General features: G+C 46.4%; 14 protein-coding genes. 10 read left to right on the top strand and 4 right to left on the bottom strand.

From position 1 onward, the window contains the following. Nucleotides 1–312 precede the first annotated feature (312 nt). The 10 genes from zwf (at nt 313) to R5268_RS04975 (ending at nt 10650) form a co-directional block, all read left to right on the top strand. The gene (gene zwf / locus R5268_RS05020; protein WP_046892204.1) at nt 313–1788 is read left to right on the top strand and encodes a glucose-6-phosphate dehydrogenase; all 1476 of its coding nucleotides are present in this window, start codon (nt 313–315) and stop codon (nt 1786–1788) included. Between the two features lie 507 nt (nt 1789–2295). Continuing rightward, nucleotides 2296–2685 carry a multidrug/spermidine efflux SMR transporter subunit MdtJ gene (mdtJ, locus tag R5268_RS05015; RefSeq protein ID WP_317418867.1) on the top strand — a complete coding sequence of 130 codons (390 nt, stop codon included), beginning with the start codon at nt 2296–2298 and terminating at the stop codon, nt 2683–2685. Between the two features lies 1 nt (nt 2686). Beyond that, nucleotides 2687–3019, top strand: a complete 333-nt coding sequence (gene mdtI / locus R5268_RS05010) for a multidrug/spermidine efflux SMR transporter subunit MdtI (protein WP_166707718.1) — start codon at nt 2687–2689, stop codon at nt 3017–3019. A gap of 323 nt (nt 3020–3342) precedes the next feature. Further along, nucleotides 3343–4542: a PfkB family carbohydrate kinase gene (locus R5268_RS05005; RefSeq protein ID WP_317418866.1), complete on the top strand. Its 1200-nt coding sequence runs from the start codon at nt 3343–3345 to the stop codon at nt 4540–4542. Nucleotides 4543–4597: 55 nt separating this feature from the next. Continuing rightward, nucleotides 4598–5791 carry a NupC/NupG family nucleoside CNT transporter gene (locus tag R5268_RS05000; RefSeq protein WP_317418864.1) on the top strand — a complete coding sequence of 398 codons (1194 nt, stop codon included), beginning with the start codon at nt 4598–4600 and terminating at the stop codon, nt 5789–5791. A gap of 50 nt (nt 5792–5841) precedes the next feature. Further along, the gene (locus tag R5268_RS04995; protein ID WP_218455528.1) at nt 5842–6774 is read left to right on the top strand and encodes a nucleoside hydrolase; all 933 of its coding nucleotides are present in this window, start codon (nt 5842–5844) and stop codon (nt 6772–6774) included. Nucleotides 6775–6893: 119 nt separating this feature from the next. Then, the gene (locus R5268_RS04990; RefSeq protein WP_218455529.1) at nt 6894–7562 is read left to right on the top strand and encodes a heavy metal response regulator transcription factor; all 669 of its coding nucleotides are present in this window, start codon (nt 6894–6896) and stop codon (nt 7560–7562) included. Continuing rightward, the gene (locus R5268_RS04985) at nt 7559–8935 is read left to right on the top strand and encodes an ATP-binding protein (RefSeq protein ID WP_317418863.1); all 1377 of its coding nucleotides are present in this window, start codon (nt 7559–7561) and stop codon (nt 8933–8935) included. The genes R5268_RS04990 and R5268_RS04985 overlap by 4 nt, the downstream gene beginning before the upstream one ends. Nucleotides 8936–9031: 96 nt before the next feature. Further along, complete coding sequence (msrP, locus tag R5268_RS04980; protein ID WP_317418862.1) at nt 9032–10036, top strand: protein-methionine-sulfoxide reductase catalytic subunit MsrP; 1005 nt, start codon at nt 9032–9034, stop codon at nt 10034–10036. Further along, on the top strand, nt 10036–10650 hold the full coding sequence (locus R5268_RS04975; RefSeq protein WP_317418861.1) for a protein-methionine-sulfoxide reductase heme-binding subunit MsrQ: 615 nt from the start codon (nt 10036–10038) through the stop codon (nt 10648–10650). Before msrP ends, R5268_RS04975 begins: the two co-directional genes overlap by 1 nt. Nucleotides 10651–10677: 27 nt before the next feature. On the opposite strand, the gene R5268_RS04970 is transcribed toward R5268_RS04975, so the two are convergent. The 4 genes from R5268_RS04970 to lsrB all read right to left on the bottom strand — a co-directional run bounded on the left by R5268_RS04970 (nt 10678) and on the right by lsrB (nt 13929). Further along, nucleotides 10678–11535 carry a hypothetical protein gene (locus R5268_RS04970; RefSeq protein ID WP_317418860.1) on the bottom strand — a complete coding sequence of 286 codons (858 nt, stop codon included), beginning with the start codon at nt 11533–11535 and terminating at the stop codon, nt 10678–10680. Between the two features lie 127 nt (nt 11536–11662). Then, the gene (gene lsrG / locus R5268_RS04965) at nt 11663–11962 is read right to left on the bottom strand and encodes a (4S)-4-hydroxy-5-phosphonooxypentane-2,3-dione isomerase (RefSeq protein ID WP_004239424.1); all 300 of its coding nucleotides are present in this window, start codon (nt 11960–11962) and stop codon (nt 11663–11665) included. A gap of 3 nt (nt 11963–11965) precedes the next feature. Next, nucleotides 11966–12847, bottom strand: a complete 882-nt coding sequence (gene lsrF, locus R5268_RS04960) for a 3-hydroxy-5-phosphonooxypentane-2,4-dione thiolase (protein ID WP_046892194.1) — start codon at nt 12845–12847, stop codon at nt 11966–11968. Between the two features lie 65 nt (nt 12848–12912). Continuing rightward, complete coding sequence (gene lsrB / locus R5268_RS04955; RefSeq protein WP_107679167.1) at nt 12913–13929, bottom strand: autoinducer 2 ABC transporter substrate-binding protein LsrB; 1017 nt, start codon at nt 13927–13929, stop codon at nt 12913–12915. Nucleotides 13930–13945: the final 16 nt, after the last annotated feature.

The raw sequence follows: 13945 nt of genomic DNA, 5'->3' as shown, positions 1-13945 counted from the left end.
TTGATCTGTGTGACACACCGGCCACCTTCATTTTTTGAAAATATACTACGTAAGTCACGGTGGTACAGAGGGGAAATTCCCCTGAAAGCGGCTTTTTTTTGAAAGTTTGACCGGTGTCTGATTTTCATTTCAGTAAGTTTGCATCAAAAAAGTAATTAAATTACAAAATTGCACCCGGAAAGCGCTGCCGCACAAGCCTGTCAGAATGTGCGGTGGCCCGCATTTATGTTTACTGGCCGGGCGCAAACGAGTACATTATTCGTTATCTCTGTAACAAAATTACAATCCCACAGCCACGAGGAGAGGTTTTCTATGGCGCTGACAGCAACGGCTCCCGCTTGTGATTTGGTCATTTTCGGTACCAAAGGCGACCTAGCACGCCGCAAGTTACTCCCGTCTTTATATCAGCTTGAAAAAGCAGGTAATATTCATCCGGACACCCGGATTATCGGTGCAGGCCGGGCGGACTGGTCCCGTGAGGAGTATCAGAAATTTGTTGAAGATGCGTTCAATACCTTCCTCAACGAAGAATTAGACCCGGAGTTATGGGATCGATTCAGTGCACGTCTGCTGTTCTGTAATCTCGATGTGAATGAGACATCTCATTTCAAAAGCCTCGCCAATATTATTGCGGAAAACAAAAATACCGCTGTCTATTATTTCGCCATGCCGCCGGGAACGTTCAGCGCCATGTGCAAAGGGCTGGGCGAAGCGCATCTGAACAAAGAGCCGAGCCGCGTGGTGATGGAGAAACCGCTGGGTAATGATCTGGCCTCATCGCAGGCGATCAATACCGAAGTGGCGAAATATTTTAAAGAGAGCCAGATTTACCGTATCGACCATTATCTCGGCAAAGAAACCGTCCTGAACCTGCTGGCGCTGCGTTTTGCCAACTCCCTGTTTGTGAATAACTGGGATAACCGCACCATCGACCATGTCCAGATAACCGTGGCGGAAGAAGTGGGGATTGAGGGGCGCTGGGGCTACTTTGATAAAGCGGGGCAGATGCGGGATATGGTGCAGAGCCATCTGCTGCAAATCCTGACCATGATTGCCATGTCACCGCCGGATGATCTGACCAGCGACCGTATCCGCGATGAGAAAGTCAAAGTGCTGCGCTCGCTGCGGACCATTGATATTACGAATGTCCGCGAGAAAACAGTGCGCGGGCAGTATACCGGCGGGTTTGTTCACGGTGAAAAAGTGCCGGGTTATCTGGATGAAGAGGGTGCAAATACCGTCAGCCAGACAGAAACCTTCGTTGCTATCCGCGCGGATATCGACGACTGGCGCTGGTCCGGCGTGCCGTTCTATCTGCGTACCGGAAAGCGGATGCCGTCAAAATGTTCGGAAGTGGTGGTTTATTTCAAACAGCCGTCCCTGAATATTTTCAATGAAACCTATCAGCACCTGCCGCCGAATAAGCTGACTATCCGTCTGCAGCCGGATGAAGGTATTGATATCGAAGTGCTGAATAAAGCACCGGGTCTGGATCATAAACACCGCCTGCAAACCACCAAGCTGGATCTGAGTTTCTCGGAGACGTTTAACCAGACGCATATTGCGGATGCTTATGAGCGTCTGCTGCTGGAAGCCATGCGCGGTATTCAGGCGCTGTTTGTCCGTCGTGATGAGGTGGAGGAAGCCTGGAAATGGGTGGATTCTATTATGCACGCATGGGCGCTGGATAATGAACCACCGAAACCGTATCAGGCAGGCAGCTGGGGGCCAATCGCGTCTATCGCTATGATGGCCCGTGACGGTCACGCCTGGAACGAAGTGGAATAATTATCCATCTGCGGTATCAATAAAGGTAGTTAACCGGTTCAATATTTGCGTAATTATGACCATCTTCTGAATAAGAAGGTGGTCATTTTTTATAACTGTCTAAAAAATAAAATTATTTACTTAAAAATACCTCACGGCACCATTGCTGAAAACGGTTACTTGTGCTAAAAATAATATGAATATTAATAACCGGAGGATTCTTTCATTGTTGTCACCCGCCCGGGGACAGACAAAAGAATAAGACATCATGCAAAGCGACAGTAGTAGCAGGATTAAAATCCGACGTTCTACCCATGTACTTTTCCTTTCCGCTATCGTATCAAGCGAACACTACTGGTACGGCGAGTTATAGCTATTTCTCTTTTCGTCTGACGAACCAAACGCACCTGCGTTTTTGGTCACATCGTTACATTTAACGTTTTCGTTTCGCGATAAACGCACTCAGTCACGCAAACTTTCTGTTTTGTGCTGATGACCTGTATGCGTTGTCCATCAGGAGAAATAACTATGATTTACTGGATGTTTTTAGGCTTAGCCATTATTACCGAGGTGATCGGTACCTTGTCGATGAAATACGCGAGTGTTTCCGGCGGCAGCGCGGGAATGATTGTGATGTATATCATGATTGCCTCCTCTTATATTCTGCTCTCCATGGCGGTGAAAAAAGTTGCTCTCGGAGTGGCTTATGCGCTGTGGGAAGGGATTGGTATCCTCTTCATCACCGCTTTCAGTGTAATGTGGTTCCATGAATCACTGTCACCACTGAAACTGGGCGGTCTGACGCTGTTAATTGCCGGGATCACGCTGATTAAATACGGCACCAAAAAAGTGCAGAAAAAGCAGCCTGCTGCCAAACCGGTTCGTGCGCCACTGAATGAGATGCTGAAAGGGGCGTAATATGTTACCGACATTTGAATGGTGGCACGGGGCATTTTTGCTGCTGGCCGTGGTACTGGAAATTCTGGCGAATATCCTGCTCAAAATGTCAAACGGCTTTAAACGTCCGTGGCTGGGTATTTTATCGCTGCTGGCGGTATTAGGCGCGTTCAGTTGTCTGGCACTGGCTGTCCGCGGTATCGAACTTTCTGTTGCGTATGCGCTGTGGGGGGCATTCGGTATTGTGGCAACCGTGGCCGCAGGCTGGATTTTGTTTAACCAGCGCCTGAATTACAAAGGCTGGGGCGGGATTATTCTGCTTCTGCTGGGAATGGTGATGATTAAGTTTGCCTGATTGTCACCGGCAATTAAGGATCCGCACGGCGATCCTGTTGTTATCTGAATCCGGAAATACATCTGTATTTCCGGATTTTTTATGTCAGTAAAAAATTACACCTTTTCAGACATCTTCAGTCATACTGTCAGATACGTATAATCACGTATTTGCATCCTCATAACCAGATATACAGATTAATTTTCATTTCACTATTTATTTTACGGTTAAATTGTCAGGCTCTGATAAAACGGACAGCAAATTGTCCGAATCCGGACAATAAACGTGACAGTGCAGACAGAATTATCGGGAGAAAACACTAATCTAAAAAAATGAGGAACTGTATGAAGAAAAAAAACAGTCTTGCCTTTATCCGGAATAAATTAATTAAAGATAATGTTGTTTATGTAAAAGAACTCAGTGCGCTGCTGCATGTTTCAGAAAGAACAATAAGGCGCTATATCGGTGAATTACAATTATCAGGTGTGGCAACCAAGTTTCATGGCGGTGTTAAATTACAGAAAAACAATCCGGAAGAGGTTATAAACAGAACAGTTAATGAAGCCAGGGTTTTTAATGTTGAATCTGTGAGTCAGGATAAGAGGAAGACAAATGAAAATAAATGTCTGTTATATATCCTCGGATCATTTAATTTAGATGTGGTTACTGAAGTTGAACGATTTCCGTCTGTCGGTGAGACAGTCAGGGCAATATCAACCCGTTTTTATCCGGGAGGTAAAGGGGCTAATCAGGCTATTGCAGCATCAGAACTAAACAGTCATGTACATCTTTTTGTTAAAGTGGGCGATGATGCATTCGGTACGGATGCGGAAAAATACTTCAGTTCCACCAAGATAGGATCATATACCTTAATTAAGGATATTAAGGCAAAAACCGGCAGTGCATTGGTGATGGTTGAAAACCTTACCGGTAATAACAGCATTATTATTGATCAGGGGGCCAATGCCACGATAACGAAATCAGAAATATTATCAGATATTAACAATCTAAAATCTGCGAAGATATTTCTTACTCAGCTTGAGAATAATATGGATATTACCCTTTTTGCTGTTGAGATGGCAAAAATGTGTGGCTGCTATGTCATTCTTAATCCGGCGCCGTATTCACAGGATATTACTCCGTATTTATCCTCAGTGGATTTGTTAATACCTAACGTGACAGAAGCAGAACTTATATCAGGTATTAAAATCAGTAATCTGCATTCTGCGGAACAGGCTATAAGAGTAATACATGCTCTGGGCGTGAAAGAGATCATTATGACGCTTGGTGATAACGGCGCGCTGTATTTTAACGGTTTGGTGATGAAACATTACAACGCGATAAATGCGTCTGTGGTTGATACCAGCGGCGCCGGTGATGCCTTCACGGGGGCGCTGGCAGCCAGACTGGTCGAAGGCCGGAATATGGATGAGGCGGTGAAATTTGCGGTCGCGTACGCATCGCTGGCGGTTGAAAAAAAAGGTGCGTCGTCTATGCCGTCCGGGAGCAGTGTTGAAGTCAGACTGAAAAAGGAATGCATGTAAAGGAATATCACATAAATAATCCATACAACTAATATAAAAGATGACCGGGGTTTTTATGAAGTATTTAATTTTCATTATCAGCCTTATCGTAATTTTTATTACAGCGGCTTCTGTCAGTTTTAAGGCCGGAGATATCAAACGAAAATGTGTTCCGATAATCGTATTGTTATTACTGGAAGGCGCGGTGGCTTATGCACTTCTGCATACCTCTGCCGGACTGGCAATACTTCATACTGCATCAGGTGGTATTGAGTATTTGATTTACCATGCTAACAAGGGGATAGATTTTGTATTCGGTGATATTACGGCTAAAAAACCCATAATATTTGTTATTGCCGCACTGATGCCGCTGGTATTTATTTGTGCAGTTATCGGGATCTTAAAATATTTTGGTATTCTCAGGTTAATTATTATCACTATCGGCTATCTTATTAATAAAATAGCGAAAGTCGGCAAGCTTGAGTCCTTTTCCGCTGTCAGTGCTGTTGCGGTAGGTATGATGGCAGTTTATGTATCGATAAAAGAATATATACCCAATCTGACAAAACCGCAGATGTATACCATTGCGGCGTGTTCTTTATCAACAGTTGATATCGCAATATTGGGGGCTTATACACAAATGATATCACCGCAGTTTGTTATTATCGGTGTGTGCCTGAATTTTTTCAGTACGTTTGTTATTGTTTCTGTTATTAATCCCGGTGACCCGGTCGATATTCCGGAGAATTTTTCCGGTGTGAACGATGAACGGCACAGTTTTTTTGAGGTGATAACCGAACATATGCAGGATGGTTTTAAACTTATCCTGGCGATAGTTCCTATTATTCTGGGATTTATTGCGTTAATCAGCTTATTAAATGATGTGTTTTTACACATTGCAGGGATAAGTTTTCAGGGTATCCTCGGTTATATTTTTTCACCGCTTGCTTTTGTGCTGGGAGTACCGTGGGAGGACAGCATCCGGCTCGGGCAGATTATTGCCACAAAGGTGCTGGCCAATGAATTTGTGGCAATGATTGACTATATAAAAATAGACGATCTCAGCCTGAGAACAGAAACTATTATGTCCGTTTTTCTGATTTCATTTGCGAATTTCGGCTCTGTGGGAATGATTATCGGCTGCGTTTCCGCGATTAGCAAAAAACACGGAAAAATAATAGCGGCAAATACGTTCCGGCTGATTATCGGCTCAACACTGGTCAGTTGCCTGTCAGCGACAATGGCCGGTATTTTTGCAGGACAGAGTTAAGCCTGTATTGTGATTAAGTACATCATATGAGTGATCAGAGGAGAGGTTATATGACGAAAATTATTATGGATTGTGATCCGGGTGTGGATGATGCTATTGCGATTCTGCTTGCACTGGCTTCTCCTGAAATTGAGGTTCTGGGGATCACGACAGTGGCCGGTAACGTTGAGCCGGATAAGGTTTATGAAAACGCCCGCAGGATACTCGCACTTGTGTCGCGTCCGGATATACCGCTGGCCAAAGGCTGCGGGCGTCCTCTGCTGGCACGGCGGGGAAACAAAACAGCCGTACACGGCAGCGACGGCCTGGCGGGCGTAACATTACCTGAATCCCCTTACCGTTATCCGGAAAAACACGCGGTGGATTTTATTATTGATACCGTGATGTCCAATCCCGGTGAAGTCACACTGTGCCCGACAGCTCCGCTGACCAATATTGCAATGGCAATGCTGAAAGAGCCGGGGCTCAGAGATAATGTGAAAGATATTGTACTGATGGGGGGCGCAGCATTTCGCCGCGGAAATATCACACCGGCCGCGGAATTTAATTTCTATGTCGACCCGCATGCGGCACATATCGTTTTTGACAGCGCAGAGCATATTACCATGCTGGGGCTGGATGTGACCCACAAAGCGGATATCCGGGCGGGGTTATGCCGGGAATTAGAGCAGGGCGGCGCTATTGCCGGAATCGCAGCAAAAATGGCGCGCGGATATGCGGAATTTGATCCTTTCCTGCATGATCCCTGTGTGATTGCGTATTTAATCCGGCCTGATATTTTTTCAGGGGTCAGCGGACATGTTGATATTGAATATGAGTCACGCAGGCTCTTTGGCTTCAGCCATGCAATTGTGCCGGATGTGCAGAGCGGTGCTGAAAAACAGTGCCGTATCGATGAGCCTCATATTAATACCACGATCATCACTGATGTGCAGGCAGATGTGCTGATGTCGCTGATAGCGGAACGGATTTTGACATTATAAATTAAGATAACGGATCTGAGGTGCCACGTACAGGCGTGGCACTGGTCTGCTGTTTTTTTATGTCCGGAATTAAAATACACTGATGCAGGATGTACCAGACAAAATTCCGGATTATAAAAATGAAAATATTACTGATTGAAGATCATGAAAAGACCGGCAGCTGGGTTAAAAAGGGATTAGAGGAAGCCGGGTTTATTGTTGATATCATTGCGGATGGCAGGGATGGATTGTATCTCGCTCTGGAAAATAATTACCGGCTGGTTATTCTTGATATTATGTTGCCCGGTATGGATGGCTGGGAAGTGCTGAGAATATTGAGAACCTCCAAAATGGTACCGGTTATTTGTCTGACGGCCAGGGATGCGGTTGCTGACCGGGTAAAAGGACTGGAACTGGGGGCGAATGATTATCTGGTTAAACCGTTTTCATTCTCCGAATTACTGGCAAGAGTCCGGAATCAGCTGCGTACCTGTCAGCCAGATTCCGGGGTAATTGAAATTGCCGATCTCAGCATTGATCTTACCCGTCATGACGTACAGCGGGCTGGACTGAAAATACCGCTGACACGTCAGGAATATTCTCTGTTGCTCTTTTTTGCGCAGCATTCCGGGGAGATCCTGCCCAGAACTCTGATTGCCGGTGAGGTGTGGGGAATGGATTTTGAGAGTGATACCAATATTGTCGATGTGGCTGTCCGGCGGCTCAGAAAAAAAATAGATGACGGTCATGATCGTAAATTAATTGAAACTGTCCGTGGTATGGGATACCGCCTGAACGGATCTGAATGATGAAAATACGCTCACTGAGATTTAAAATTGTCTCATTATTTATGTTGCTGATGGTGGCAAACGCCGGGTTTGTCACACTGATCCTTTATCACTCTCTGAAAAATGAACTTGCCTCAAAAGATGATGACATCCTGATTAACCGGGCCGATCAACTGGCTAAACTGATTGTCAGTGGTATTGATATTAAATCGTTGCCTGTTTATTTCCGGCGGATGATGGATATGCGGCAGGACGTTATTAAGATAACGGATGCTGATAATCGTGTGATTGTGGATACCAACCCGGAGATTACCCTGAATACACGGGACAAACTTAATTATCCGGATAATCAGGAAACGCCTTCAATCTCATACCAAAATACCGATGATAACATGCCGGTTTCCGTGATTAATTTTGAGACTGAGGCCCCCGAAGGTAAGTTGTATGTCACGTTGGCAAAGCGTTCTGTTGATCGCAGCAGTGTTTTACGCGGATATTTACAGCAAAGCCTGATTGTTTCGGTTATCGCTATCCTCCTGATGGTCGTCTTCAGTATATGGCTTATCCGCCGGGGATTGCAGGATATTGCCCATCTCAGCCGGATCACTGCGAAAACAGATCTGCACTCTCTGGGACAGACAGTGGATATCAGCCGGTTACCGGATGAACTGAAAAGTCTGGGCGATTCACTGAATATCATGCGCTCACGGCTGAAAAATGATTTTGCCCGGCTGACACAACTTGCGGATGATTTAGCGCATGAATTAAGAACACCCATTAATGCCATTAAAATTCAGAATGAAATCACATTGCAAAAAACACGCACTGCGGATGAGTATGAAGCGATTATCGCCAGTAATACAGAAGAACTGGATAAACTGGCAAAAATAATACAAAACATTCTGTTTATCGCCAGGGCAGAGAATAAAAATATTATTCTGAAGCGGGAGCCTGTCGTTGTTTCTGAGCTGGTTGAGGATATTTATGAATTACTGGCATTTTATGCGGATGAGAAAAATATCCGGTTAATTAATAAAATACCGGATGTGACGGTGTCAGCCGACAGGGTCTTGCTGATGCAGATTATGATTAACGTGGTATCAAACGCGATTAAATACTCATATAACAATACAGAGGTTATTACCCTTGCGGAAAAAACTCATGGCAGCACCGTCATTTCAGTGATGAATGAAGGTGATGTTATTGAAAACAGTGAACAGGTCTTTACCCGTTTCTGGCGCGGAGATAATGCGAGAACGTCAGAAGGAAGCGGGTTGGGCTTATCGATTGTTCAGGCAATAACAGAACTGCATTCAGGTGAGGTGAGATTTGAGCGTACCGGCTCATATAATACGGTAACCTTAATTTTCCCGGATGTTCAGTCCCTTTCATGACAAATTTGTCATCGTCCTGTCAGCTTTAAATTCAGATTATGCGGTATAACAGTTACGGAATGTTATTACTGTGATTGTTGAATACAAGGACTCATCATGAAAAAAATAATACGATCATCTGAGATTACACCGGAATCTGTATTTATGATGAAGCGCAGGAATCTGCTTAAGTTATTAGGTGCCGGTACTGCCGGATTAATGGCCAGCCCGTCAGTCAGCGCCGGTCTGTTTTCGTGGTTTTCCGGCGATGATAAGCCCGGAGTTCCGGAGACAATCTTAAAAGACCTCAGTTATACAAAACCTGAACAGTATCAGTCCGGCCTGGTATTAACGCCGGAAGATAAAGTGACCGGTTATAATAATTTTTATGAATTCGGCCTGAATAAATCGGACCCGGCTGAAAACGCACATACCCTGAAAACGGATGAATGGACACTGACAGTTGAGGGGGAAGTTAACCGGCCTCTGGTATTAAATGCCGATGAGATCCGCCATAAATTTCAGGCCGAAGAGCGTATTTACCGGATGCGCTGTGTGGAAGCATGGTCAATGGTTATTCCGTGGGTCGGTTTTCCTCTGAGAGATTTATTATTATCAGCGGAACCGAACAGCAAAGCGAAATATGTTGCTTTTGAGACGGTGTACGCCCCGGAACAAATGCCCGGCCAAAAGAGCCGCTTTACCGGGGGCGGGCTTCAGTATCCGTATATTGAAGGGTTACGCCTGGATGAAGCGCTTCATCCTCTGACACTGATGGCAACAGGTGTTTACGGAAAAGAACTGCCGAAACAAAATGGTGCGCCTGTCCGGCTGGTGGTGCCGTGGAAATATGGTTTTAAAGGCATAAAATCCATTGTTAAAATCCACCTGACAGAATCTGTGCCGCCGACCACATGGAATCTTTCAGCGCCTCGTGAATATGGTTTTTATGCCAATGTAAACCCGCAGGTTGATCATCCGCGCTGGTCGCAGGCCACAGAACGTTTTATCGGCTCCGGAGGGTTAGGCCGGACAACACGGCAACCGACATTACTGTTTAACGGTTATGCAGAAGACGTGGCAGAATTATATAAAGGGATGGATCTGCGGAGATATTTCTGATGATGAAATTATTCCGTTACCCGGTGGTTAAACTCTTTTTTCATCTGACGGCAATATTGCCGCTGGTATGGCTTATTTATGCTGTTAATTATGGGGCGCTGGGAGCTGACCCTGCAAAAGATATTCAGCATTTTACCGGTATTACGGCACTTCGTTTAGTGATTATTATCGCAGTGATACCGGCGATCGCTTTTTATTTTAAGATGAACAGTTTATATCAGGTGAGAAAATTACTCGGATTATGGTGTTTTTTCTGGGCAACGCTGCATCTGGCCAGTTATTTTTTTCTTGAAATCGGCGCAGAAAATACAGCACTCTTTTTCAGTGAGATAGTGTCCCGTTTTTATCTTAATCTCGGTGCGGCGGGCTGGTTAATTCTCTGTCTGATGACGGTGACATCGTCTGACCGGATACGCAGGATATCAGGCCGGTGGTGGAAACGGATCCATAATCTGCTGTATCCGCTGCTGTTCATTGTAATTACGCACTATATTCTGGCAGCGAAGACTGATACACCGGAACCGGCCATTTACCTGGTACTGGTTATTCTGGCGTACTGTCACCGCCGGCAGCAGCGAAGTAAAGAACAGGCATTACCCGATAAAATCGGGTAATGCAATTAACATAATCGTATTCTGCTGTTATTTATTACTGTAATACTCATAAGTGGTACGGAAAGGGACTTCACCGGCAGGTTCGCCGTTAATATGCCGGAGCCAGACACCGGCGGTACAGTTCTGGTACGTATCCCACTCAGTACACTGAATATCATTACCGGTTACGATTCCGGTGGATTCCGTTCTTTCTGTTCCTTTATCCAGACCACCTTTCTCATTGTAGGTGAAATTAAAGTCACTGAGAGGAATTGGTGTGGTGTAAATACGGGTCAGCCGGTCTGCTTTATCATAATCAAAATTCAGATTGTAGGATTTGGCGAGAATTTCACTGTTTATCAGAACCGAATGTATATTGCCATCGCGGTATTCCACGGTGCCTTTCTCGGTCATGATGGTACTGTTACCCTCGATAAAATTTTCTGTCCGGTAGCCGGTGATAACCTGTTGTGCATCTTTGGACAGAAAAATCCGGCTGATAGTCGGGCGCGTTTTTTTCTTACCGATATAATCGGCAGAAAAGCGGTATTCCATACTGATCTCATCAGTAGTTTCCGCCCCGGTCACCCGTAAATCAAAGATCATATCGTATTGCATACTTCTGCGGGTGAAATCATAGTGAGTGATCTGCCCGCAGGGTGACAGTGTTATATTGCTGGCAGAAAAAATCTGAGTACCGCTGTCCTGCTGCCCGGCTGTTGTCACCATGGAGGTCGATTTTACCGGGCCGTTCAGATAAGAAAGCCCCATCATCCTCATATGATTAAGCCGGGTCTGTTCAGACATCGGTTTACAGTCCGTCTCTGCCGCATAAGACGGCAGGGCGAAAACAGCGGAAAATAGCGCCAAAGGCAGAACTGAACTGGTTACAGTGAGTTTTTTCACGATTTCTCCGGCTGATAACAGCACTTAATTGATTTGTGAGGGAAACGGAATCAGATAACCCGCAGTTTACCCCGGCAGGGCAATAAAAAAACCTGCCGCAGCAGGTTTTTCAGATAACAGGAAAGGATTATTTCACTTCCGGCATCAGACCGATAAATACCGTTTTCTTACGCGGGCCGGTCATCAGGTCTTCCAGCTTTTCCACACACTGTAAATAGTGCGGGGTTTTCTTATGTGCCGCCACGGCCGCATCGTCGGCATAGGCTTCATAGATATAAAAGCGGGTTTCCACTTCCGGGTCCTGTAACACATCAAAACGCAGGTTACCGGGCTCTTTTACCGATCCCAGATGGTTTTCACGGAAAACGGCAATAAACTCGTCCACTTTGCCGGGTTTCACATTAATTTCCACTAATGTTACGTTCAAAATTTACCCCTTGTTCTTTTCGCTCAGGAACAGCTGATAAGCCTGTGCGGCACTTTCACCGCCATGCACAACGGCACGGATTGCTTTCATCATGGCAACCGGGTCTTCGGACTGGAAGATATTCCGGCCCATATCCACCCCGGATGCGCCCTGGTCAATGGCGCGGAAACACATATCGAGTGCTTCGTTTTCCGGCAGTTTTTTACCGCCCGCAATGACAATCGGCACCGGACAACCGGCAGTGATACGCTCAAAACCTTCCTCAACAAAGTAGGTTTTGATGATATTGGCGCCCATCTCAGCAGCAATACGGCTGGCGAGAGAGAAATAACGCTGGTCACGCGCCATATCTTTACCCACCCCGGTCACTGCCATTACCGGCATACCCACACGCATCCCCGCATCCACCATTTTGATGATGTTTTTGATGGACTGGTGCTCATGCTCTGTTCCGATATACACCTGAGCTGCAACAGCGGACACATTCAGGCGAACCGCATCATCCATCGCTACCGCAACGGCTTCGTTGGAGAGTTCTGTCAGGATGGAGTTAGCGCCGGATGCCCGCAGAACAACCGGTTTATTGGTTGCGACCGGCACTTGTGCGCGCAGTATGCCGCGGGTACACATCAGCACATCAGTGTGTTCAAAGAGCGGGGCGATATTAATATCAATCCGCTCAAGGCCGGTGGTCGGCCCCTGGAAATAGCCGTGGTCAAAGGCCAGCATGACCGTTTTATTGTCCTGCGGATTAAAAATACGGGCCAGACGCGACTGCATACCCCAATCCAGCGAACCGCAGCCTTTGAGGGTATAAAGGGTATTTTTTTGCGGCGTGTTAAGCCCGAAGTCTTTGCCGTCACGGATATCATCTAAATCAGCCATGGAATTCTCCCCTGGTTAAACAGGCGCGGAGGGGGTCCGCGCCACTGGTTAAATCAGCAACTACATCAGAAATCATAGTTGTTAATATTTTCTTTGGTGAAGATTACGCGCTCAGGCAGTACCACAATCCCGTTGCCTTTTGCTTCGTAGTCATAACCCTGAACACTGTTCGGGGAGACTTCGACTTCACCCACACCGTCGACGGTGATCTTATCGCCGACATTCAGTTCGCCTTTCTTCATCAGTGCATCAGCCACGGCGACAGAAATTTCGCCTTGTTTGACCACATCCCATAACGCGAACTGGTTAACTGTGCCGCGTTCCACATACGGACGCATCACGTTCGGGGTACTGAACCCGACAACCGCCACATCATTGCGTTTCAGGTTCTCTTTGGCCTGTGCCGCCGCCGGCAGGGCGTTGGCGTCCGGTGCGATAATCACATCCAGATCACTCCAGGCATTGAGAATGCCTTCTGCTGTCTGTAAGGATTTGGTGGCATCGTTATAACCATACTGGGTGGTAACCACTTCCCAGCCCGGATGTTCGGCTTCGATTTTCGCTTTTGCTTCTTTAACCCACTGGTTCTGATCTGTCACCGTCGGGCTGGAATAGAAGAAGGCCACTTTGGCTTTCTCTTTTTTCACCTGATCCGCGGCCATATCCACCAGAATGCTGCCGAGCTGTTTTGGTGTGCCCTGGTCAATATAGATGGAACGGCATTCCGGGTTGGTATCGGAATCCCAGGTCAGCACTTTCACGCCGCGCTGCATTGCGCGTTTCAGGGACGGGCATAATCCGTCCGGCGAGACAGCGGAAACAATAATTGCGTCATAACCGCGGTTAACAAAGTTGTTGATCAGCTGTACCTGACCGGACACACTCGGCTCGGTCGGGCCGTCATAGGTGACATCGATACCGAGTTTTTTCCCGGCTTCCACAGCACCCTGGCCGCCGCTGGTAAAGAAGCCGACACCGACAAGTTTAGGAATAAAGGCGACTTTTTCTGCTGCATTCGCCCAGGAAACACATGCGAGACTTAATGCAGTGGCGAGCGCCAGTTTTTTCATGATGGGTTTCATGGTTTTCTCCATTTCG

The organism is Morganella sp. BCCO 40_0007 (genome assembly GCF_032989665.1).
Taxonomy (GTDB): domain Bacteria; phylum Pseudomonadota; class Gammaproteobacteria; order Enterobacterales; family Enterobacteriaceae; genus Morganella; species Morganella sibonii.
The sequence above is the reverse complement of the archived record's forward strand: the minus strand, read 5'-3'. Positions and strand labels throughout refer to the sequence as shown.